The following is a 23603-nucleotide window of genomic DNA, read 5'->3' on the forward strand; positions in this document are numbered from 1 at the left end:
AGTGAATGAACTAAGTCAAATTGAAAAATTTATCCTGAGTTCCAGAGGAACGAACTTATGGTAACAATAAGTCAATAAAATATCTGTAAGTTCCGCAGGAACGACCTTATATAGTTAGTCTTGAAGAGCAATACTGAATTCAAACAAGTAAATTACCGATTAACACTTCCATATTCTAAGTTCTTGACTCTTGGTCCTAGTTTCTCCTATTCACAATATTGTCTCAAATAATAATTCACACTATCATCCCCCATATTTTTAGCTCTTTCCCAATCTTCACATGCTTTCAAGTCATCTTCTAGCTGATAATGAATATTCCCTCTTAACTTATAGTAAGAAGCATCTTCAGAATTCAATTCAATTGCTTTATTCAAATCTTTTAATGCTGGCTGATAATTTTCTAGCACAGCTTTTACATTTCCTCTATAATAATAAGCTGATGCATCCTCAGGATTCAGTTGAACTACCTTGTCGTAATCTTGCAAAGCTCCTTCCCAGTTTTCAGTTTCTTCTCTTAAAATAGCTCTATTGTAATAAGCATCCGTATTTTCAGGTTCAAGGGTAATGGCTTTAGAGTAATCTTCAGCTGCATAACGCACATCTCCTAAATACAAATAACACTGCGCCCTATATAAATAAATGCTTGCATTAGATGGATCAGCTTCTGCTGCTCGATTGAAATCGTCTAAAGCGGCTTGGTAATCTTCAACCTCCAAATAAGACCTACCCCTTTTAAAATAGGAATCTGCTTTCACAACTTCCCCCTGAATAGATCTTTCAAAATAAGAAATTGCGCCAACCCAATCTTCTACGGCATAATATGATTCAGCTTTAATGTAAAAAGCGTTTGGGCCAGCCTCTTCTAAATCTTCCAATTTTTCCACATCCTCTATCACTCCTGCATAATTTTCCAGTTCATATCTTGCTGATGCCCTATTCTCATAAGCCCTAGCATATTCTCCATCAGTTGCAATTGCCTGATCATAATCTTCAATTGCCTGTTCAAGATTACCATTTAACTGTTTGGCTTTACCTCTATTATTGAAATAGATTGCTTCTTTAATACCTCCTGCAATCGCTATATTATAATCGTTGATGGCTCCAGTAAGATCATCTAACCGGAACTTGGTATTACCTCGTAAGGCATAGGCTTCATACAATTCTTTATCAGCAGCAATAGCTAAATTAAAATCTGCCAACGCTTTTTGCCAATTATCTAACGCATAATGTGTTTTAGCCCTTAGGAAATAAAGTCTTTCTGCTTTGCTACCATACTCCTCTGCTTTATTAAAGTCAGATAAGGCTAGTTCAAATTCTTCTTTCTGGAAATTAATTTCCCCTCTGTTGAAGTAAGTCTCAGGATGTTTATCACCAAAAGTAATCGCCTGATTTAAATCAGAATACGCCTTTTCAATCTCTCCTAGGCTATAATAAGCATTTCCTCTTCCGTAGAACACATCTGCTGATTGATTTCCAGTTTGATAAGCTTGATCCATCATGACAATTGCTTGCTCAAAATTCCCGAGCTTGTAGTAGGAAAGTCCCATTTTTGTAAATGTATCATTATCAGTTTGACTTAATTCCACAGACTTTTCAAAATCATTTAAAGCCTCTTGATAAGCTTCCATTTCGAAATAGGCATTTCCTCTATTTAGAATGGCTTGTCCGTAATTCTCATTAATAGATAGGGACTGTTTATAATCTTGAATAGCAGCTTCAAACTGCTCTAATTTAGCCTTAGCCTTTCCCCTGTTATTATATATCACTTCATCCCTTTGACCCAATCCAATTGCTTCATCGTAAGATTTGATAGCATCCTTAAATCTATCTTCACGAAATAAGGTGTTTGCATAGTGATAATGAGTTTTTGGATTTTGTGTACCAAATCCTATGGCCTTTTGCAAAAATTTACTAGCCTCTTCATATTTCTTTCCTTCATAAAGTGCATTCCCTAAATTCTCAATCACTTTTTGGTCTGAAACACCTTTATCTACTGCTTTTCTCAATTGCTCAGCTGATTGGCTGAAATTTCCCAATTCAAAAAAAGCATTTCCCATTTTAGCATATAAATCACCCTCACTTATTCCTCCTTCTTCTGCTTTTTGAAAATCGTTCACTGCCTGACGATATTCCTCTTTGTCATATAATATATTTCCTTTGAAATAATGCAGTTCAGCATTTTTCACCCCTCCACTGATGGCTAATTCCATATTCGATAATGCCTTTTCAAACTGTTTAGTTTTGTAATAAGCTAAACCTAACATTTCCGTCACTTCAGGACTTTTTTTCTCGGTTTTTTCTAAATCAGCAATGGAAGCTGAATAATTTTTTTGTTTATAGTGAGCAGAACCTCTATTCAGTAAAGCTTGATCATAATCAGGCTTTTCAGCTAAAGCCAAATCATAATCGGCTATGGCTTCTGAGATTTTATCCTGTAAAAATTTAGCTTTTCCCCTATTGTTATAAATAATGGCATCTTTTGCACCTAAACTGATTGCCTTATCATAAGATTCTACAGCTTTTAATAGATTTTGTTCTCGGAAATAGAGATTTCCCAAATTCACATAAACCTCAATCGTTTTACTCCCTTTTTCAGCTGCTTTAGATAGATCTGCAATAGCGGGTTCAGCCGATTTTAATTCATTATGAGCCAGTCCTCTTTTTTCAAATAAAATCAAACTACTTTCTCCTTGCTCTTCAGCCTTGGTTAATGCATCAACTGCACTTTTGAAATTTCCTTGCTCATATAATGATTGCCCCAAAGCAAAATATACCGATTGATTACTAATCCCCCCTTGAATAGCTGAATTTAATGATCTGGCCGCTTCCGCATAATTCCCTACCTCAAAATAAGATTGCCCCAATAATTCATAGTTTTCTGCAGATCTATCCCCAGCTTGTAAGGCTTGTTTTAAGCTTTCAATAGCTGAATTATAATCATCTTTATGATAATAGGCTTTTCCTGTAGCGGAATATAATTCTGCTTCTTTTACTCCTCCATCTTTTGCTTTCTGCAAAGATGAAATGGCAGCACCCCAATTTTCATCAGCTAATGCCAAATATCCTTTATATAGAAATAGCCTTTCTCCAGTTGCTCCCGCTGAAATTGCTCTTTCGATATTGATTTTAGCTTCTGGTAAATTTCCGGTTTCATATAAAAGCACTGCATATTGCTCAAAAACATCGGGAGATTTTGCCCCATTTGCTATGGCCTTTTTGAAGTAAGAGATCGCTCCTTCATTTCTATTCAATTTTTGACTTGCAATGGCTGCATTTTTATAAAGAGTACTATCGCTTACTTGAAATGAGATAGCTCTTTCTAAATTTTGAAGTGCTTCTTCATAAGTTCCTTTTTCGAATTGGGCTGTGCCCAAAAGCTGGAATATTTTACCATCATTAGCTCCTCTTTGAACGGCTGCATTGAAATCTGCTATTGCTTTATCATTGTTGCCTTCTTCTAAATGAGCAATTCCTCTTTTTCTGTAAACTTCAGCATCATTTTTACCAGCATTTATAGCTTTATCAAAATTTGTGATGGCGGAAGAATAATTTTCAGTTTTAAAATGAGCCTCGGCTAATTGTAGGAAAACATCGGCATCACTGGCACCCGATTGAATTGCTTTTTCATAATCCTTAATAGAATTATCCCAGTCTTCAATTTTGTAGTAAGCTGCTCCCCTATTCTCCAAAGCCGTTTGATAATTTGCTTTTAAACCCAAAGAAGTTGTATAATCCTTAATTGCTGCTTCATACTTTCCAAGCAGGAATTTGGCTTTACCCCTGTTATTGAAAAGTACTTCTGATTCGTAGCCTAATTTTTCGGATTGGTTGTAAGCAGTTATAGCTTTATCAAAAGCCTCTTTTTTGAATTGAGCATTTCCTAAATAGTAGCTTACTTGCGGATCTTCATTATTTAACTCTACTGCTTTTTCCAAATCAGGAATAGCCTGATCTAATTGCTCTGATTCATAATGAGCAATTCCCTTATAAGCATGCCATTTGGCTTCATCCACTTTTTCGGCTTGGCCCTGTGCAAAGTCATTAATTGCTTCCGTATATTTTTTCTGTTCAAAATAAGCAAAGGCTCTAATAGAGTAAGCTCTTGGACTAGATTTTATTTTAAATGCATTAGTCAAATTACTTATGACCTTATCATAATTTCCGGTCTCAAAAGCAGAATAACCTGCCATTTTCCATACAAAGTCGTCTTTGGAATTATTATTAGCGAATTCTTCAAACGCTTTTAAAGCAGTAGACCAATCTTTGTTTGCATAAGCATTCAGGGCAGATAAGAGATGTGCATTTTCGTTAATTCTTTGAGTAAAATTTGAAAATCCATAGGTAATGGAATTTGCTTTCTCTAAACGACTTAGGTCGACTATCACAGCACCATTCACACCATTCACTTTATTTAAAATAATACCGACAAAATCGTTACCTACAAGTACTGCTGCACCAATGGCAGATTTATTTAAGTTATCTGGAATTACAGCAAACTGACCATAACCCTCAATTTCTTTTGATTTAGATATCTTTACATCACTATTTTCTGTTTTTTGAATACCTGTAGTTTGCAATAGCTTTGCAGCACTTCCTTCCTTAAAATCACCTTTCTTAATAGGCACTTTCTGAAATTTGGTACTTAAATTATTGTCCACTGCAAATTTCACTAAACCACTTGCTGGATCATGGGCATTAAAAGTAGAAATATTATGAACAGTGCTGTCTTGCGTAAAAACTTTAGCACTAGTGGCACCTATAAACAAGTTTTGATGGGTGGTTCCCGTTCCCTGACCATCCAAAATTAATGCTGTACCCTTTTGTAATGGTTGGCCGGAATTGTCATAAGTCTGTACAAAATACAAACTCCGTTCTGCTTGCGAAAAAGCCAATAGCGAGAACATTGAAAAAATGATGGTGAGAATATTTCTATATATTTTCTGCATAAATCAAAGATTTAAAAAAAGATTCACGAAAATTATTGAATTTTTGGCGTTTATGGAAGAAAATAACCGCTTTAGTTATTCATCTTGGTTAAAGTCTCATAGTTAAGTATATTGAATTCAAAAATTACACAAATATGAAAAAGACATACTATTACTACTTAGCCCTTCTACTATTTTTCTTTATTGCAGCTTGTGATCCAACTACAAGAGAAGCTACTGAAGATAGGGCGATTGAAACAGAGGAAAAAGAAATAAAACAAGGGCCTATCAGTTTAGTGATTCATGGAGGGGCTGGCACGATAAAGCGTGAAAACATGACCGAAGAGCAGGATGCTGAATACAGAGCAAAACTATCTGAAGCTTTAGAGGCAGGATATGCTAAGCTGGAATCAGGAGCGCCTGCAATGGATGCGGTGATTGCCGCAATTCAGATTATGGAAGAATCTCCATTATTTAACGCAGGAGTTGGAGCCGTTTTCACAAATGAAGGTAAAAATGAATTGGATGCAGCAGTCATGGATGGTAAAACTCGAGACGCAGGAGCTGTAGCAGGAGTATCTACCATCAAAAGTCCAATTCTAGCAGCTCTTTCTGTGATGGACGATAGCCCGCACGTAATGATGTCAGGAACAGGCGCTGAGCAATTTGCAGGAGAACAAGGACTGGAACTAGTGGATCCGGAATATTTCTTTACGCAAAGCAGATATGATGCCTTGCAAAGAGTAAAGAAAAGAGAAGAGGAAAAAGACAGGAGTGCTGCCTTAGTAGATTTTCCTGATAGTAAATTCGGAACAGTTGGTTGCGTAGCATTGGATAAAGATGGAAATATTGCTGCCGGAACATCAACTGGTGGAATGACCAATAAAAGATATGGAAGAATTGGAGATGCACCCATTATTGCAGCTGGAACTTATGCCGACAATGAAACTTGTGGGGTTTCTGCTACAGGGCATGGTGAGTATTTTATCCGGTCTGTAGTGGCTTACGATGTAGCCGCTAAAATGAAGTATGCTGGCATGAGTTTGGATGCTGCAGCTAATAAAATAGTTTATGAAGAATTGGTGGAATTTGGAGGCTCGGGCGGCTTTATAGCATTAGACAAAGCTGGTAACATAACCATGCCTTTCAATACTTCAGGAATGTATAGGGGTTATATGAATGAAAAAGATTCTCCAAAGGTGTTTATTTATAAAGATGAGGAATAATAATTGAACAAATGTTTGATTTAAAATAAAGCCATGTCTGAAAATCAGGCATGGCCTTACTTTTCAAATGACAAAAACGCTCTATTATTCATCCGATTTATTTACATACGTATATTATTATTACTGCATTTTTTTGTTCAATTTATGTTTAGTTAATACACCAAATCATTAAACATAAATGTATTTTTCAAAGAAAACCTATCTTAACTTTGGTAAAATAAACAAACTCAATTATGTTAATAATTGAAAATCATCAATTCGATAATTATTATTAAAAATAGCTTTAATTTAATTAAATCAGCATGAACTTGATTAGTCAAATTCAAATAACGTAGAAAATATATTAAGTCAACCTGAAAGTCAATTAAAACAATCTTATTAGACTTCATAATGCAAAATGTACTATTCTAATATTGACGGTTTAATAAGATTGAAATTATGCAAGTTGGATACTTTCGTCTAAAAGTTGAACTCAAATGACATATTTCTTTGGATTTAGGCTACCTTGTAGTATTAACAATAATTTATGAACAAGAACACAGTAAAATTTAACGCGAACGACAACCCAGAATTTGTAAGCACCCTAAGAAAAAGAGTAAATCAATATTTTGCAGACAATAATTTGTCAAAATATGCAAATAATGCCATGAGAGCTAAAACTGTTTTCATGCTTCTATTGTACTTCATTCCATTGGCATTCCTCCTAAGTGGGGTAGTTAGCAGCTTTGCAATAGCATTTCCACTTTATATTGTTATGGGCTTTGGTATGGCAGGAATTGGACTATGTGTGATGCACGATGCCAATCATGGAGTTTATTCCAAAAACAATAAGATAAACAAAGCTTTAGGCTTTACAGCCAATTTCCTAGGTGCTTACCACATCAATTGGAAAATCCAGCATAATGTCTTGCATCATTCTTTCACCAATATTGATGAGTATGATGAAGACATTGATAAAAAAGGAATTATTAGATTTTCACCACATCAAGAACGCAAAGGTATATTTAGATTCCAAGCATTTTATGCTCCGTTATTATACGGCCTCATGACTTTCTATTGGCTAGTAGCCAAAGATATTGATCAACTTATTAGCTATAATAAACGAGGGCTTCTTAAAGGTCAGGGATTGACTTTCAAAAAAGGCTTGGGCTTAATGTTATTTAATAAAACATGGTATGTAGCCCTAACATTAGTAGCGCCAATTTTGATCACTGGAATAGTTTGGTGGCAAGTCATTTTAGCCTTTCTATTAATGCAATTTATTAGTGGTCTTGTATTGGCATTGGTTTTCCAACCCGCTCATGTTATTACTGAAACTGACTTTTATCAAGTGGACGAAAATGGCAGTGTAGAAAATAACTGGGCAGTTCATCAAATGCGTACTACCTCTAATTTCGGAAATTCTTCAAAATGGTTTTCTTGGATAGTAGGAGGATTAAATCATCAGATTGAACACCACTTATTCCCCAATATTTGTCATATTCATTATGATAAAATTGCGCCTATAGTGAAGAAAACAGCTGCAGAATATGGTGTTCCTTATCATCACCATAAATCTTTTGGTGTGGCACTGAAAAGCCATTTTTCTCTCTTAAATCAACTAGGAACTGGAAGTTATGATAAAAAGGTTAAGGAAATAAAAACTGCGCCTATTCCAGCGGTAGCATAATCCATTTCTAAATCGAAATTAAATTATATCTGAAATCCGTGATTTTAAGTAAGGCAAGACCTCTGCTTTAAACCACGGATTTTTGCTTTGCCATATATTGTTTCTTGGGGAAGGATGAGGTAGCGGTAAATATTCCGGCCTATACTCTTCAAAAGATTGCACTGTTTTAGTCAGAGATGATTTAGCTTGTTTCCCTAAGTAAAAACCCTGTGCATATTTCCCCAACAGCAAGGTCAATTTTACTTCGGTCATAGCCTGGAATAATCTTTTATGCCAAAGTGGGGCACAGATTTTCATGGGTGCTAGATCACCAGATTTCCCTGTTCCAGGATAACATAAGCCCATAGGAATTAAAGCAAAAACCTCCTCATCATAAAACTGATTCTTGTCCACTCCTAACCAGTTCCTTAAATTATCCCCACTTTTGTCATCCCAAGGAATCCCAGACTGATGAACAGCAATACCTGGCGCTTGACCAATAATGGCGATTTTACTTTGCGAAGATGCCTGCACTATAGGATTGGCTCCCATAGGCAGATCAGCTAGGCATTCTGTACAATTTCTTATATCATGAAGTAAATCATGCATACATCAATTCACATCCCTTTTAGCTATTAAATAATAATTCAATCCGACACTGATCGCTAACCAAGCCAATGCAATTAAGGCACTACTTACTTTCACAAAATCCTGAATTTCCATAAATACATAACGCTGAAAAGGAATTTCAATCAAATTGTTTACAGCATGGATCGGGAAAAGGGTAATTAACCAGTGATCATCAAACTTATAATTTAGTATTCCAACCACAGCAGGCTCTAAGAAAATAGCATAGAAACATAAGCCTATAATCGCAAAACCGGCTTTTTTCATTAGCACGGATATCAGCATTGCCAAATTCAAGAAAGTTACTAATTCAAGAAAGTGAGCCAAGAGAAATTCCATGTCCATCGTGTACAAACTAAAACTGAATCCTGAGCCATAGAAAAGCCCCATTAAGGTTCCTGATAACCAAATAACCAACATATTAAAAAGGCTAAAAGCAAAAATCATACTTTGCTTTGCCAATAAAAATTCAGTGGGTGACATTCCATCGATGATGTTCTGCCGAATTGTTCTATACGAATATTCATTTGTGACCGATATGATCACAATAAAAGCTAAGAAAAACTTTAAATAAGATGCTAGATACGTGAGATTCTGCCACACATCAGGGAAATTATAAAATGGGATGATATCAGGACTAATTCCCTGAAATTCTGCGCCCATGCTAGTCATCCATGAAAGGAGTAGTTTTACACTACTTAAAATCAATAGTAAAAGCAAAAAGTAAAGCGAGGCAAGCCTAATAAAAGTCTTATAGTTTTTAAGCTTCAACCATTCTATTTGTAAATATTTTAATATCATGACTCAGCGGATAAAAGTTGTAAAAATTGTTTCTCCAGAGATTTATTGATGTAAGCTAAATGTGTTAAAACAACACCCTTGTCAATTAAAAATCGGTGGAACTCCTGAATCGGACTTTCATTTGACAGCTGCACTTCCAATCTTCCCAAATTATTGAGTTTCATATCTACAAAAGATGGAAAACTACCTACTACGGATTTCAAAGTCTCTAAATCTTCTGCTAATAACTCTACTCCCTCATTGCCCATTAAGCTTTCAGCAACTGTACCTTGAAAGATCTTCTCTCCTTGCTTTAAAACCGCAAAATGAGTACATACTTTTTGGACTTCATCCAATAAATGACTTGCTAAAATGATCGTTTTTCCTTGCTCGGCAATATTAACAATCAGCTCTCTGATTTCTGCAATTCCTTGGGGGTCTAAACCATTTGTAGGTTCATCCAAAATCAAAACTTCTGGGTCAGAAAGCAAGGCAGAAGCAATGGCTAATCTTTGTTTCATACCGAGTGAATAGGTTTTGAAAGGAGATTTTGCTCTTTGCGCCAGTCCAACTTGCTCCAAAACTTCCATAATTCTGCTGTCAGAAACCTTTTTAATCTTGCAGACGATCTTCAAATTTTGAATTCCAGAAAGATAGGGATAAAAAGTAGGGCTTTCTAAAATGGCTCCCAACCGCCTTCTTTGGGCTGCAGTGGGTTCTTCTCCGAACCATTTGAACATACCAGAATCCTTTTGCACAACACCTAAAAGAATTCCTAATGTTGTACTTTTACCACTTCCGTTGGGGCCTAAAAGCCCAAAAACAGTTCCCTTCTCAACTTTTAACTCGAGATCATTTACTGCCTGAATATTTCCATATCGCTTATTCAGACCTGAAATCTCTAATATATTTTCAGCCATAAATCTATTCTTCAGTGCTTTCAGATTGTTTCTCAGTGGAATCGCCCTTCATTTCCTTATGCATCTTTCTCACCTTCTCTCTATGTTCCTTTTGCTTTTCTTTGTCTTGAATAAAGTCGCCTATAGGGCCTAAGTCTAAATCTGCTTTCATTAGAGCTGGAACTTGTGAAATATCGAATGTTCCTTCCAGAAAACCAACAAAAAGACCGTCCTTGGTGTCAGCAGAAGCAAAGAGAATATCTTTCCTACCTTCTGGTGCTTTAATTTCAATATCCGCATTTTCCATTCTAGCAGAAAAAATAGATTCCCAATCGTTGAAATCTTGCTGACTTTTCCATTCAGCATAGTCCGCTTTTTTAGATTCCCTATCCCATTTTATCTGTAATACATGCAGTTTTTGAATACCTTTCGTTGCCTCAGCAAAATTAGGATCATTTTTGGTATTGATCATTTTCAAATTGCTAGGATAAAGATTAATGTTTAAGGTATGGATTTCCTTTTCTTGAAGACTTTTAAGTGGATCTTCAATTTTCTTCTCACAAGCAGAAAAAATAAGAATGCTGAGTATAGATAGAATTAAAATTCGCATGGTCAAATTAGTTTAAATGAAAAAAGCAAGGTAAGCATAAGCCTATCCTTGCTAAAATTAAGTTTATTTTTTGAGATTACTTTTGGTCATCTTCCATATTTTCCAGTTGCTCTAAATTTTCCATTCCTGAAATATTTAAGCCTTTCGCCATTTTCGACATTTGCTTTAAGTCGATTTCACCAAAAATGCTAGCCGCTACGAAGCTGCTGTCACTTCCTACTAACATGACCAATTCATTCACCATGCCTCCTTTTTCTTGTATTAAGAATCGAATATCAGAATCACCATCTCTTACGGTCATCAATTCATCATATCCTTTTAAAAAGGCAGCATTTGCTTCTGAAAATAAAGCTGCGCCATTACTAGTTTTGCTATTGGCAATCAATTTAATTCCTTTCAAGCCTGAAACTGCTTTCTTCATGGCTTCCTCTTCTTCTCCTTCTACTTCAAAATTGGAGAATAATTCAATCATTCTTTGATTCACTGAAACTATAGTAAACGTCTCGTCACCTGAGTATTTATTATAAAATTTCATGAATTCTGAATTCTGCGCTTGTGCTGCTATGCTTACTAAAGCTAATGCAACTATTAATCCTATCTTTTTCATTTTTTTTCGAGTTTTAAGTATTAAGTAATAAGTATTAGGTACTTAGATTTAAGATGTAAGACTTTAAGATCTAAGATCCTATCTCCTGTCTAGATTCTAGACTCTAGACTCTTGATTCTATCTAATCATCCGTCCTGTCCTTCTTTTTTATTTTCTTTTCTATCCGGTTGAAAAGTGTTTTTCACTTTCTCTTGTGCCGTATTAATCATTTCAAGAGAGCTTAAATGCTTTTTTCCGTGATTCATCATGGAAGCCATCAACTCTAAAGTAGCTTTTGCTTCTTTATAGGCTTTTTCTTCTTGCTGAGCCAATTGCTTTTGCTCTTGCTGCTGTGGCATCCACCAAGCGAAGAAACCTAATGCGAATACTACCAAGATGGAGGCGGCAACCTTCATCCAATTCCAGCTGTCTTTTGGCTGTGATTTTTGATGAATCTTGTTCATAACTTTTTCATCAAAATCATCATCCAACCTTAAGTGCTCTTTGACTTCTTCATGGCTTTCAAACCATTCAGCCATCTGTTTAAGCTCACCCTTAAGGCTTCCCTTATTGGCTTTCAGTTCGCTTTTGAACTGCATTTCCTCTACTTGGCTGAGTTCTCCCAGCCAGTATTTTTCAAGCCATTGTTCGAGTTTTTCTAATGCCATGGTCATTTATTTTTTGCATGCTTGCTTTCAAAAATTTTCTTGAGCGAAAGAGATCAGATTTCACTTGTGCTTCGGATATTTCCAAAGTCTCTGCTATTTCCTGATAACTATTTCCTTCCACTTCTCTTAAAATGAAGACTGTTTTTTGCTTTTCGCTCAACTGCTCCATCACTTCCTGCATAATTTTCCATTGGTCTTGCCAAAGGGAAATTGTGCCAGGGTCTTGTCCAAAAGTCTTCTCCAATTTGAGCGAATCCTGATGCTTTTGGACAGTTTTCTTCTTCCGTAATCTATCCAAGCAAATATTCTTCACAATTTGCATTGCCCAAGCCTCGGGATTATCCACAGACTCCCAGTCTGTTCGCTTGTCCCAAATCTTGATTAAAGCTTCTTGAGTCGCATCCTTAGCTTCCTCCTCATCTTTCAGAAAAAAGAAGCCAAAGCGGAAGAGCTTATTTTTCTGGCTCAGGTAGATATTTTTAAAGTAGTTTTCTTCGCTCATTACAATAGGTAGATGCACAACTGAAGTGAAAGTTACAGAGAATTTAAATTTATTTTAATAAATATGGATTTAATGAATTATTTTACTGATAATCAGCTATATAAATATTATTTTATTTAGCTTATTTTTCTATCAACACCCCTATAATCCCCTCAAGGGGATAATTCTCACAGATTTTATTTTAGTAGAAAGCAATAGGTTTCATCACTATTATTAAATAATACCTTTTGAAAATATTTTTTTACTTTGATACAAATCAAATTAAAAAATAAAAACAAATTCTGTGCGTCTTCCCGCCAGCTGGCGGGGGCTAAGGGGGGTGTCTTATTGGCTATGATCATTTTTTTAAATCAAAATAAATATGGTAAAAACAAGCCAAAGAAGTATCTTTCGAACTTTACTATAAAATCCTCAACATGAAATTCCTTTTTAGCCTAACAATACTATTATTTTCTTTTAGTTCCTTTTCTATCGCCCAAGAAGAAAAAGCCAACCACCTCCTTTTCTGGGAAAAACTAGAGCAACATTGCGGAAAAGCATATGCTGGGAAAGTGGTCACTGCTCCGGTTCCTAAAGACTTTCAACAGCAAGATTTGGTGATGCATTTCCTTTCTTGCGGAGAGGGCCAAATAAGAATTCCCTTTGTGGTCGGTGAAAACCGCTCCAGAACATGGGTTTTCACTTTGAATGATCAAAGTATTCAATTAAAGCATGACCATAGACATGAAGATGGAAGTCCAGACGAAATTACCATGTACGGAGGCACGAGCCCAAATACAGGATTTGCTGAATTACAATATTTCCCCGCAGATCAAGAAACGGTAGATCTTATCCCTTATGCAGCTGGAAATGTTTGGTGGGTAAGTATTACAGATTCTACTTTTACCTACAACCTTAGACGGGTAAGCAGTGATAAACCAATCAGAGTGGAATTCGATTTGACCGAAGAAGTGGCAGCACCCGAAGCACCATGGGGTTGGGAGAAGTAATAATTTTCAGATTCTTGAAAAAACTTAGAACCGCTAATTGGAGTTTAACAGATTTAAAATCAATCTTGTGATATGTCAAATATTTCTTTAATAATAGAAGAACGCGCTGCTGATATCGGCAATTTTATGGTAGGCAGATTGCTGCCTTTCAAGCAAAAAAGAGCTGTCGGTCCTTTTGTTTTTATAGATCATATGGGACCTGCCGCTTTAAATGATCATGAAAACTTAGATGTTCCTCCACATCCCCATATTGGCTTATCGACCTTAACCTATCTATTTGAAGGGTCTATTATGCATAAAGACAGTATCGGGAGCGAAGTTGAAATTAAACCCGGAGCGGTCAATTGGATGACTGCTGGAAAGGGCGTTGTACATTCAGAACGAACACCAGAATATTTAAGAAATTCTGATAAGCATTTACACGGCTTACAAATTTGGGTAGCTCTCCCCAAAAGCCTGGAAAATTCAGATCCTTCCTTTACGCATATCGATGCAGATAAAATTCCACAATGGAATGAGGATGGCCTTGAAATCAAATTAATTGCTGGGAAAGCCTTTGGAAAGGAATCGCCTGTTCCCGTTCACAGCAATCTCTACTTTATTGAAATTAAAAGCAGCAAAGCGCAAAAAGTAAATATTGGCAAGGACCTGTTTGGCGAAAGTGCTTTGTATATTTTAGAAGGAAATGTAAAAAGCGAAGGCAATCAATACAATCCCAAGCAAATCTTAATAGCTAAAGATAGCTCCTTATGCCAATTTGAAATGGACAAAAATAGCACAGTCTACATCTTTGGAGGAGAGCCTTTTCCAGAGGAACGTTATATAAACTGGAATTTTGTTTCTTCAGATAAGGAGGTATTAAGGCAGGCTCGCCAAGACTGGATTGATAAAAAATTCCCGAAGGTTCCCGGAGATGACGGTTATGTACCGTATCCTACATTTAAATTAAAATGATTTAAATGGATCCATAAACTTTACTCTGTAATGACCGTATTTATATTCCATGGAACATAAATCCATGGAATGCTTATGGAAATAGAAAAAATCATAAATCATCAGTTTCAAAATGAAAGTCAAAAACTTATTGCTGAATTATTATATTCAGCTAACTGGCTAGACAATCTGATCACTAAGGCTTTAAGCCCTTTGGATATTTCGTTCCAGCAGCTGAATGTACTGCGCATCATTCATGGGCAGGCGGAAAATAAAGCCAATGTGCAGGTCATTAAGGATAGAATGATTGATGACCGCTCCAATGTTTCCCGATTGCTCAATAAGCTATGCGAAAAGGGGCTTACTCTTAAAGATAGATGTACACAGGATCAAAGAGTGGTGTATATAGCGCTAACTGAAAAAGGTAAAGCAGTAATGAAGAAGGGAAAAGAAAAGATGGAGCAAATTCAATTTTCATTGGACAGCAAAAATCTTCAAAAGTTAAATAATCTATTAGAAGAACTTAGATCTTAAATTCAATCAAGCAAAATTTAATTACATAAAAATGAATACAAATCAAGCATTACTAAAACCTATTAAAATAGGAGATTTAACACTAAAAAATAGAGTCATTATGGCTCCGATGACAAGAAGTAGAGCCGATAATCCTGATAAAATAGCTACTGCAGAATTACAAGGGACCTATTATCAGCAAAGAGCTTCTGCTGGATTAATCATTACTGAAGGTTCTCAAGTTTCAGAAAAGGCTGTGGGATATATTAACACACCAGGTATCCACACAAAAGCACAAACAGAAGGATGGAAAGAGGTTACCAAAATGGTGCATGATGAAGGTGGTAAAATATTTATTCAACTTTGGCATGTAGGCCGGATATCGCATCCTGATTTTCACAATGGAGAACTACCACATGCTCCTTCAGCTCTTAATCCTGAAGCAAAATCATTTACTCCAGATGGCTTCAAAGAAACCGTTACTCCAAAAGAGATGACTGTAGAAGACATTAAGCAAACTGTACAGGATTTCAAAAATGCAGCTGCCAATGCATGGGAAGCAGGATTTGATGGAGTTGAAATTCATTCATCAAATGGTTATTTATTGCATCAATTCTTTAGTTCTACCTCTAATATTCGTGACGATGAATATGGAGGTTCTATAGAAAACAGAGCCAAGATACTTTTTGAAATAATTGATGAGATTAAACAGGTGATGCCTGAAAACAGAATTGGATTAAGATTAAATCCTTCCTTACATGGTATTTTCGGTATGACTTTAAATGAAGAAACGATTCCAACTTTCGATTACATCATTGAAAAATTGAATGAGTATGATTTAGCTTATTTACACTTATCAGAACCTTTCAATGATGTATCAGATGTAGAAGGAGCCGTTACTGAAATAGCCAAACGATACCGACCAATGTACAAAGGCAACTTGATGATCAACGCACATTTCGACAGGGAATCGGGTAATAAAGTAATTGAAGATGGAGATGCAGATATGGTGGCTTATGGAAAGCCTTACATCTCAAACCCTGATTTGGTAGAACGCTTTGAGAGCGGTGGTGAGCTTGCAGAATTTAACACTGATACTTTCTATACGCCTGGTTATAAAGGTTATACAGATTATCCGAAATTACAGGAAGTAGAAAATTAATGTTTAGTAGTTTACAATGGTTGAGCCACGTTGATGAGAATTGAGGTGGCTTTTCTATTTTATAATTTCCTTTTTGCTCAAGGCTATTCCAAGACGGGACACCCCCTAAAACCAAAAAAGCCTCTTCAAATCAATGAAAAGGCTTTAATTGTGGAGTTGGCTAGACCATAAACTCTTCTATCTACCTTACTGTATTTTAATCAATTACCACTTACCTTAAAATTTTTGGTACAACTTTTAGTTAGTTTTTTGCCTCTTTCACCAACTTTCTCAGTGATTTACTTTCTCTAAGATAACACATTGAAATTGTATGATAAAATAATGAGAACTATCAAATTCTTCACTGCGTTAAATTGGATATGCAAAGATATGACAAAGTTTTAATCAACTACCGAAGACTGCAACATCGGATAGCACGTGGTGAGAGTTTATCTCCTGATCATCAACGATATTATGATGGTGCAGGTAAGCTACTTTCTGGTATCATCAAAAATGGTAACCTTAATAGTGGTAACGGCTTAGATACCAATAATAAAAAATTATAATATTTTATAAAATCTACTTTTAGCTAAACTTCTACTTAGAAGTTCCGCCTGTAGGCGGGCACGGGGTACTACCCCCTGCATACCCCCTCTAGTAATGATGAGGGGATACTCCCCCCACCATTACAATGTACAAGATATCAATTAGGATTTACTAGTAATAGATGGATGTGAGATGCTGATGATTGTAAGTGTGATGTTCTAGAATATTAAATCTTGCTTTAAATGACTTAACACTGTTATGCATATTTACATATCACTCTCACTTACTTTAAACCCAGTTTTTAACATATGATGTATAGATTGATTCTATTAGATAGACCATCTTCAAATATTGAAAATGGGTAATTAGGGGTACATTATTCTTTTCCTTTTACCCATGCACCAGTGTTTACCCATTTTATAGTTATGAAAATGAAATACCTCATTAGAGGTGTTTTATTTGATAGTGTATAGCTTATCTTTAATTGAATAAAGTATATCAATTTAGATTTAGAGATATTACCATTAGATCATTAGTGATACAGTATTCAAATTGATCAACATAATATTTAATCTCTTCTGGAGTAAACTCATCTACTTTCTTTACATTCTTCATCAAATTACGATACCTGACAAATGATTGCTTATGCTCACATTCTAATATCATGTAAGCTCTTCGGAATGTAGCCAGTGAAGTGTATGCTAATCTTTCATCTGGTAGTAGGTGCATCTCTCGGATTCTCATGATAGTGTGGGTAAATAAACGTTCGGTTTTTTGGTAACTGATTAACAGGGGAGGATATATGAGTTGAAATACTAATTTAAGTGTCAAGTCTAATAATGAATTATTTAGGAGGAGTATTATTTGCTTTCGACAGCAGTTTCTTAGCCTCTCTCAATTTATAACCATCGGTCTTACGCTTCTTAGTATCTTTTGAGCCTATTGGTCTTCCTAACTTCTTTGTTTCGGCTACTCGAGCAAGCCCTTGTTTAGTTCTTGCCACTATAGTACTACTCTCTCCACTTTTATTGTATCATTGCTTATAAAAAAGCATCGAAATAATTTAATTTATTTCAAAAGTTTGAACTTTTAATTTAATTACTAAGTTCGTTAGCTTGAAAATTTGATTCAAACCATAAAAAGGTCATCATGAGAAAAATGAATTTTTTAAGAGTACTAATTTTATTGCCCTTGGCATTTACTGCTTGTACAACTGATGAAAATAGTGACGAGGTTGTCTTGAAACTTGACCCAGTTAATTTTTCGGTTGACGAAGGTAGCTATCAAGAGCCGCTTACAATTGATCTTTCATCAGACGAAAGTGGATCTACAATACTATACAGTATTGATGCATCACTTGAAGATAATTCTCAGGTTTACAACGACCCTTTAGTGCTATCTGAAAGTGGTACGTATATCGTACGGGCTAAGACTATCAAATCTGGATTTGAAGACAGTGACATTGTTCAGAAAACATATACATTGAATATTCAATCTAGTGCTTGCTTACTGAAGAAAATACAGCACGATGACAGATATTATGACAGTATTGTATATAATAATCAAAATAAAGTTACAGGAACTTATAGAGTTTATTCTAGTTATGTAAACTTTACAAGACTTGATTATGATGGTGATACCGTAAAAATGTATACTTCTCGTGATAACGCCTCGATTGACAATATATCGAATTCATTCGATGAAGATGGGATGTTTGTACAGAATAGTGACAACCTACTTCAGGCAGTTCTTTTTAATGGACAAACAGACCCATATGAGGAATTTAATTATAACGAAAATAATAAATTAAATTACGCTTTACGAGGAGAAGTATCTCCGAAAGACTCTCTTATTTTTAATTACACTGGTGAAAACTTAACAGAGATAATAGTTTTTTATCGTAGCAACGAGACTTCTGAAGTTTTCAGTGCAACGCATGATGACAAAATTAATCCGTTTTATAATAATTTCTTTCTAAGTTTACAGGCAGGAAGTGATGACGTATTTTCATATTTCAGGCTCTTTAGTCAAAATAATGTAAAATCAATCTCTAGTCAAGAGGACACCTATAATCAAACTTACATTTATAATGAATATGATTTTCCAATCACATGGACAAAAGGAGGTTTTACCTACCACTTGTCATATAATAATTGTAATTAAAAAGTCTAATCTTACTAAAAAAGCCTTATAAGTAGTTTATAAGGCTTTTTTATTTACAAGCAGTTCCCTCTAGGTACAAAATTTACAGGTTTTAATTACCAATAAATACACTCAGTTCGATATAATGCAGGTAGGATTGAATAAGGTGAAATTTTTAGAAGCTTAAATTATTGAAGAAAAATATAAAAAGATATAGAATGCAAAATAATTTTAAAAAAATAAGTTTTGTTACACTCCTATGATATCGTTTATACAAATCTTCTAAACCCATCAAAGCGTATTTATCGTTATATTTGGGAGCTTTATGACATTTTTTGAATAAAAAAAAGAGTTCTACATTGTATAAAAATAAACATAAAATCAATGGAGAACATAAACATCGCCTTTCAGGAAAAATCTGATTTAGTTAATTCTTTAGTGAAAAATGATGACAACGGTACAGGCATCTTAGAAAAGAAATTAATAAGTTTTTGCCTTGAAAAGAATGCCGCTCGAACTAAAGTCATTTTTGAAGATAATTTCCCAATAGAAGACAGTGAGGTAGATTTGGTGTGCAGTCATTTAAGCAAAATACAGGATGAAGTATTTTTTGATATCCATTTATTTGATTTGAATCTTGAGGGGATCACAATATCAGGAATTGAAAGAATATTGAAATATCGATCTTATCTGATCGGATATTTAAGACAGAGAGGCTATTTGGAAAAGGAAAGTAGATATCCGAAATTTAGAATTAAATGTCATCTAATTGGAAGTTACAGCGATTGGACAGAAGAAGAGTTCAATATTATGGCTCACTTACAATCTGCTTTTGATCTCTATAACCATGAATACTATTTTAATCCATTAAAAGGACTTTGCTTTAATTCCTATCGATCTTGTGAAAAACCTGATGTTTCCAGAAAGAATGAAAATTTAGACAACTTATTAGATTGTCATTGTGACTTCAGTAAGTCATAATAATACTTCTTTAAAAAAGAATCGATGGACTTAGTCTGGTAAATTTTAGATTAACTCTTGAATTTAAATACTCATGGTTCTATTTCTATGAGCAGGAATGAAATTACTTCTTAAAGTGACCGTCATACCTAGAGTAGTTAGTTTGTAAAATATCATACCCTATTGAATCCAGTTGGGGAAATATCGAAGCTTTTGTTATTCCCAGTTTACGTAATTTCCATCGCATTGAAACTTTACTTTCATAAGGTATAATATATTTATTCATTACAAATTTAAAGTCTTCCTGATAAGGAGTGGGATGAATAGAGAAAAGTCCATTTTGTGATAAATATCTTTTATTATCAAGAGTAGGAATCACACCCAATGACATCCCTACTTTAAATGGATTCTGTGTTTTCATCTGTTCTGAATTTATGTAAGTATTAAACATTCCTTGATATACACAAGCATCAGATTTATTTTCATTTTCGATTGCAAAATACAAAGCCACAAGTGGATTATATGTCCAATCTAAAAGTCGGGTAGGTAAACCATAATGTTGTGCCAATATCAACCATTCGTATTCATTATCGGGTATTTTGTCCATAAAAAGAGGAGCTTTCCTTTTGAAGCCATGAAATATCTCTTCTTCAAATTGACTTAATATGTTTTCTGGTTCTTTAAAGGGAATCCTACCGATAGCTGGGATTAATTTAAAATCAACATCTGGCTGTCCTCTAAAAACATCAGTTTCATCTAAGAAAGTTAATTTGGATATGAATTCCTCAATAGTATGTATCGTAATTTCGCTCATCTTTTAGTAAATCTGATTGATTTCGTATGATCGATTATATATTAGAAGAATAAATAATTAATTGATCAAAAACTTAAAATATGGTCGGAAACTAATAAGAATAATTGACAATCAATACTTAAATTGATTTAAAGCCATACACCTAAAGAACAAATATCTACGTTGTTCGCCAACCTCAATACGAGCAGCAAAATAAATTGATCTCTTTATTACAAGGGACATTTATTTGATTTTTGCTATATTGAAATTTAATTGAATTATATAATCATAAAGTGTAAATAACTATCTGAAAATCAATTTTCATTTTATATAAATGACAGTTGTAAAAATCAGGTAACAAATAAATTCATGATAACAGGAGAACTAAAATCTCAAGTAGATAAAATATGGGAATCATTCTGGACTGGTGGTATTGCCAATCCTCTCACAGTAATAGAGCAATTTACCTATCTTTTGTTCCTGCGAAGGATGGATGAACGCCAGCAGCTTGAAGAGCGTAAAGCTAATATGATAGGTGAGCCTATTGAAAATCCTATCTATAGCGATGAACACAAGGAATTACGTTGGAGTCATTTTTCTAATGTTGATCCCAACACTATGTTTGATCTGTTTACCAAAACGACAGAGAAAAGACCTCTAACCGTGTTCGAACACATGAAGCAAATTGGTGCTTCGGTGGGTGTCTTCGGTGAATTTATGAAAGGAGCTACCTTCATGATTCCAACTCCGAAGTTACTTGACACTGTAGTGCAAATGATCAAGAAAATACAAATGGATGATCGGGACACAAAAGGTGATCTCTACGAGTACATGCTCTCAAAAGTAGCTTCTGCAGGTCAAAATGGACAGTTTCGAACCCCACGGCATATCATTAGGATGATGGTGGATATGGTAGAACCCAACGAAACAGATACTATCTGTGACCCTTCCTGTGGTACTGCAGGCTTCTTAGTTGCTGCAGGTGAGTACCTGCATGACATGCATCCTGACTGGTTTAATGACAAGAAATTCCGTGAGCACTACAATAAGGAAATGTTCACGGGTATGGAATTCGACTCCACTATGCTCCGTATTGGTGCTATGAACCTGCAACTCCATGGTATAGAAAACCCACAGCTTATTGGTGTAGATTCTTTAAGTGAAGGCAATTCCAATATTAAGGAAAAGTTTTCATTAGTCTTGGCTAATCCTCCATTTAAAGGCAGCCTTGATTATGATGGTGTGGATGACGCACTATTAAATATCGTAAAGACTAAAAAGACAGAATTACTATTTCTGGCATTAATGCTACGTACCTTAAAAACTGGTGGTAGGTGTGCCGTTATTATTCCCGATGGTGTACTCTTCGGTAGTTCTAAAGCCCATAAGGAGATCAGAAAAGAGATTATAGAAAAGAATAAACTAGATGCTGTTATATCCATGCCTAGTGGAGTCTTTAAACCTTACGCAGGAGTAAGCACTGCCATTCTTTTCTTCACCAAAACTGGTACAGGTGGTACAGATAATGTCTGGTTTTACGACATGAAAGCCGATGGTTACAGCTTAGATGACAAAAGAAGCTTACTAGTGAATACTGAGGAATTCGAGCAGTGCTTTACTGCACCTGAGAAGGCAGTAGAAAAGGCTAGCATCAGAGATAAATGCGACATTGCCGATATACTGTTGAGATGGGACACCGTGAACCCTATGAGACATGAAAAAGAAGCCTCACCTGAGAAAGATAGAAAACGTACCGATCAGTCCTTTTTAGTGCCCTTTGAAGAGATCAAAGCCAATGATTGGGATTTAAGCATAAACCGATACAAGGAAATTGAATATGAGGAAGTAGAATATGATGCTCCCAAAGATATTATTGCAGATATAGAGCAATTAGATGCTGACCGTACAAAAGCCTTAAATCTTTTAAAGGAGGTTTTGGGATGAATAAAGTTAAACTAATGGATATTTGTACCAAAATCACAGATGGTACACATCATACTCCGAAGTACACTGAAAGTGGTGTCCCTTTTTTTAGAGTTACTGATATAACAGCAAGCAATAATTCTAAAAAATATATCTCAAATGAAGAACACTTAGAGTTAATTAAAAGATGCCACCCAGAAAAGGGTGATATATTATATTCGAAAAATGGCACTATAGGGGTAGGAAAAATAGTAGACTGGGATTTCGAATTCAGTATATTCGTGAGTTTATGCTTAATAAAGCCAAATCATAAAATTGTAAATACCAAGTACCTTAATTACTTTTTAAATACATCTTTTGCTCTAAGACAAGCTCTAAAATATTCGAAAGTTGCAACCATAAAGAATCTGCATCTGGTTGAAATAAAAAAACTTAAAGTACCACTCCCTCCATTAGCAGTTCAAGAACGCATTGCTGCCATACTTGATGCTGCCGATGAACTAAGACAGAAAGATCAAGCACTTCTCAAAAAATACGATGATCTCATCCAAAGTCTTTTCTTGGATATGTTTGGTGATCCTGTGTCTAATAGTAAAAACCTTAAGGTTAAGCCATTAGGAGAGCTTTGTGATTTTTACTCAGGCAAGGCATGGAAGAAAGCGGAGCTTGGAAGTTATGGCTATAAACTTGTTAGAATTTCAAATTTACATAAGCCAAATTTTCCTTACTGGCTCTATGAGGGAGAAATGATTGAGAAGTTAAAAGTTGAAGCAGGGGACTTATTGTTTTCATGGGCAGGAGTACAAGCGTCTATAGATGTGTATCTATATGATGGAGAAACTGGCATGCTCAATCAGCACATTTACAATTTAAAACCAAAAAAGAATAGTCCAAATAAAGAATATCTGTTCAATTTGTTAAAACTTCATCTGAGAAATCTTAGAAGTTCCTTGGGTGGTGGAGTTGGACAATTTCATCTTAAGAAAAGTGATATTACATCTATCAAAGTATTGATCCCCGATGAAGCTACGATGCAAGTATTTTTAGATTCACTATCAATACTAAATGATCAAAAACAACAAGCTCAAGCCAACATTAAAAAGTCAGAAGAATTATTTCAGAGCCTATTGCAAAAAGCATTTAAAGGGGAATTAGTAAGTGAATTAGAATCAAAAGTATCTAATAAATAACG

Annotated in this window: 22 protein-coding genes; 11 read left to right on the plus strand and 11 right to left on the minus strand. The window is 35.1% G+C overall.

All coding sequences use genetic code 11. From position 1 onward, the window contains the following. Positions 1-206: 206 nt before the first annotated feature. On the minus strand, positions 207-4946 hold the full coding sequence (locus FTRAC_RS06865; RefSeq protein WP_013453511.1) for a tetratricopeptide repeat protein: 4740 nt from the start codon (positions 4944-4946) through the stop codon (positions 207-209). 134 nt (positions 4947-5080) lie between these two features. On the opposite strand from FTRAC_RS06865, the gene FTRAC_RS06870 reads away from it, so the two are divergent. Both FTRAC_RS06870 and FTRAC_RS06875 read left to right on the plus strand, forming a co-directional pair. Further along, positions 5081-6151: an isoaspartyl peptidase/L-asparaginase family protein gene (locus FTRAC_RS06870; protein WP_013453512.1), complete on the plus strand. Its 1071-nt coding sequence runs from the start codon at positions 5081-5083 to the stop codon at positions 6149-6151. A 526-nt stretch (positions 6152-6677) separates the two neighbouring features. After that, positions 6678-7820, plus strand: coding sequence for a fatty acid desaturase family protein (locus FTRAC_RS06875; RefSeq protein ID WP_013453513.1), 1143 nt, complete (start codon positions 6678-6680; stop codon positions 7818-7820). 18 nt (positions 7821-7838) lie between these two features. On the opposite strand, the gene FTRAC_RS06880 is transcribed toward FTRAC_RS06875, so the two are convergent. The 7 genes from FTRAC_RS06880 to FTRAC_RS06910 all read right to left on the minus strand — a co-directional run bounded on the left by FTRAC_RS06880 (position 7839) and on the right by FTRAC_RS06910 (position 12471). Then, positions 7839-8408 carry a uracil-DNA glycosylase family protein gene (locus FTRAC_RS06880; RefSeq protein WP_013453514.1) on the minus strand — a complete coding sequence of 190 codons (570 nt, stop codon included), beginning with the start codon at positions 8406-8408 and terminating at the stop codon, positions 7839-7841. A gap of 3 nt (positions 8409-8411) precedes the next feature. Further along, positions 8412-9227, minus strand: a complete 816-nt coding sequence (locus FTRAC_RS06885; RefSeq protein WP_013453515.1) for an ABC transporter permease subunit — start codon at positions 9225-9227, stop codon at positions 8412-8414. Further along, positions 9224-10126: an ABC transporter ATP-binding protein gene (locus tag FTRAC_RS06890; RefSeq protein ID WP_013453516.1), complete on the minus strand. Its 903-nt coding sequence runs from the start codon at positions 10124-10126 to the stop codon at positions 9224-9226. Before FTRAC_RS06890 ends, FTRAC_RS06885 begins: the two co-directional genes overlap by 4 nt. A gap of 4 nt (positions 10127-10130) precedes the next feature. Then, a complete protein-coding gene (locus FTRAC_RS06895; RefSeq protein WP_013453517.1) occupies positions 10131-10715 on the minus strand; it encodes a DUF4252 domain-containing protein in 585 nt (194 codons plus the stop codon). 76 nt (positions 10716-10791) lie between these two features. Continuing rightward, positions 10792-11322: a DUF4252 domain-containing protein gene (locus tag FTRAC_RS06900; RefSeq protein ID WP_013453518.1), complete on the minus strand. Its 531-nt coding sequence runs from the start codon at positions 11320-11322 to the stop codon at positions 10792-10794. Positions 11323-11447: 125 nt separating this feature from the next. Further along, positions 11448-11969: an anti-sigma factor gene (locus tag FTRAC_RS06905; protein ID WP_013453519.1), complete on the minus strand. Its 522-nt coding sequence runs from the start codon at positions 11967-11969 to the stop codon at positions 11448-11450. Further along, entirely contained in the window at positions 11938-12471 is a 534-nt protein-coding gene (locus FTRAC_RS06910; protein ID WP_041649597.1) for an RNA polymerase sigma factor, read from the minus strand. The genes FTRAC_RS06905 and FTRAC_RS06910 overlap by 32 nt, the downstream gene beginning before the upstream one ends. 416 nt (positions 12472-12887) lie before the next feature. Between FTRAC_RS06910 and FTRAC_RS06915 the strand changes: the two genes are divergently transcribed. The 5 genes from FTRAC_RS06915 to FTRAC_RS06935 all read left to right on the plus strand — a co-directional run bounded on the left by FTRAC_RS06915 (position 12888) and on the right by FTRAC_RS06935 (position 16613). Next, positions 12888-13460 (plus strand): hypothetical protein, encoded by a 573-nt coding sequence (locus FTRAC_RS06915; protein ID WP_013453521.1) that lies wholly within the window; start codon positions 12888-12890, stop codon positions 13458-13460. Positions 13461-13532: 72 nt separating this feature from the next. Beyond that, a complete protein-coding gene (locus FTRAC_RS06920; RefSeq protein ID WP_013453522.1) occupies positions 13533-14414 on the plus strand; it encodes a pirin family protein in 882 nt (293 codons plus the stop codon). A 75-nt stretch (positions 14415-14489) separates the two neighbouring features. Beyond that, positions 14490-14927, plus strand: a complete 438-nt coding sequence (locus FTRAC_RS06925) for a MarR family winged helix-turn-helix transcriptional regulator (RefSeq protein ID WP_041649599.1) — start codon at positions 14490-14492, stop codon at positions 14925-14927. A 31-nt stretch (positions 14928-14958) separates the two neighbouring features. Then, complete coding sequence (locus tag FTRAC_RS06930; protein ID WP_013453524.1) at positions 14959-16068, plus strand: alkene reductase; 1110 nt, start codon at positions 14959-14961, stop codon at positions 16066-16068. A 359-nt stretch (positions 16069-16427) separates the two neighbouring features. Next, complete coding sequence (locus FTRAC_RS06935) at positions 16428-16613, plus strand: hypothetical protein (RefSeq protein WP_013453525.1); 186 nt, start codon at positions 16428-16430, stop codon at positions 16611-16613. A 478-nt stretch (positions 16614-17091) separates the two neighbouring features. Here FTRAC_RS06935 and FTRAC_RS06940 read toward each other — a convergent pair whose 3' ends face one another. Both FTRAC_RS06940 and FTRAC_RS19770 read right to left on the minus strand, forming a co-directional pair. Continuing rightward, positions 17092-17337, minus strand: coding sequence for a hypothetical protein (locus FTRAC_RS06940; RefSeq protein ID WP_041649608.1), 246 nt, complete (start codon positions 17335-17337; stop codon positions 17092-17094). Positions 17338-17437: 100 nt separating this feature from the next. After that, complete coding sequence (locus FTRAC_RS19770; RefSeq protein WP_185094444.1) at positions 17438-17596, minus strand: hypothetical protein; 159 nt, start codon at positions 17594-17596, stop codon at positions 17438-17440. Between the two features lie 146 nt (positions 17597-17742). On the opposite strand from FTRAC_RS19770, the gene FTRAC_RS06945 reads away from it, so the two are divergent. Both FTRAC_RS06945 and FTRAC_RS06950 read left to right on the plus strand, forming a co-directional pair. Beyond that, a complete protein-coding gene (locus tag FTRAC_RS06945; protein WP_013453527.1) occupies positions 17743-18756 on the plus strand; it encodes a chitobiase/beta-hexosaminidase C-terminal domain-containing protein in 1014 nt (337 codons plus the stop codon). 363 nt (positions 18757-19119) lie between these two features. Continuing rightward, positions 19120-19716: a hypothetical protein gene (locus FTRAC_RS06950; RefSeq protein ID WP_013453528.1), complete on the plus strand. Its 597-nt coding sequence runs from the start codon at positions 19120-19122 to the stop codon at positions 19714-19716. A gap of 103 nt (positions 19717-19819) precedes the next feature. On the opposite strand, the gene FTRAC_RS06955 is transcribed toward FTRAC_RS06950, so the two are convergent. Further along, positions 19820-20509, minus strand: coding sequence for an FRG domain-containing protein (locus FTRAC_RS06955; RefSeq protein WP_013453529.1), 690 nt, complete (start codon positions 20507-20509; stop codon positions 19820-19822). Between the two features lie 348 nt (positions 20510-20857). On the opposite strand from FTRAC_RS06955, the gene FTRAC_RS06960 reads away from it, so the two are divergent. Both FTRAC_RS06960 and FTRAC_RS19225 read left to right on the plus strand, forming a co-directional pair. Continuing rightward, positions 20858-22432 (plus strand): type I restriction-modification system subunit M, encoded by a 1575-nt coding sequence (locus tag FTRAC_RS06960; protein WP_013453530.1) that lies wholly within the window; start codon positions 20858-20860, stop codon positions 22430-22432. Continuing rightward, positions 22429-23601: a restriction endonuclease subunit S gene (locus FTRAC_RS19225; protein WP_049784062.1), complete on the plus strand. Its 1173-nt coding sequence runs from the start codon at positions 22429-22431 to the stop codon at positions 23599-23601. Before FTRAC_RS06960 ends, FTRAC_RS19225 begins: the two co-directional genes overlap by 4 nt. The last annotated feature ends 2 nt before the right edge of the window (positions 23602-23603 follow it).

The organism is Marivirga tractuosa DSM 4126 (assembly GCF_000183425.1).
GTDB lineage: Bacteria > Bacteroidota > Bacteroidia > Cytophagales > Cyclobacteriaceae > Marivirga > Marivirga tractuosa.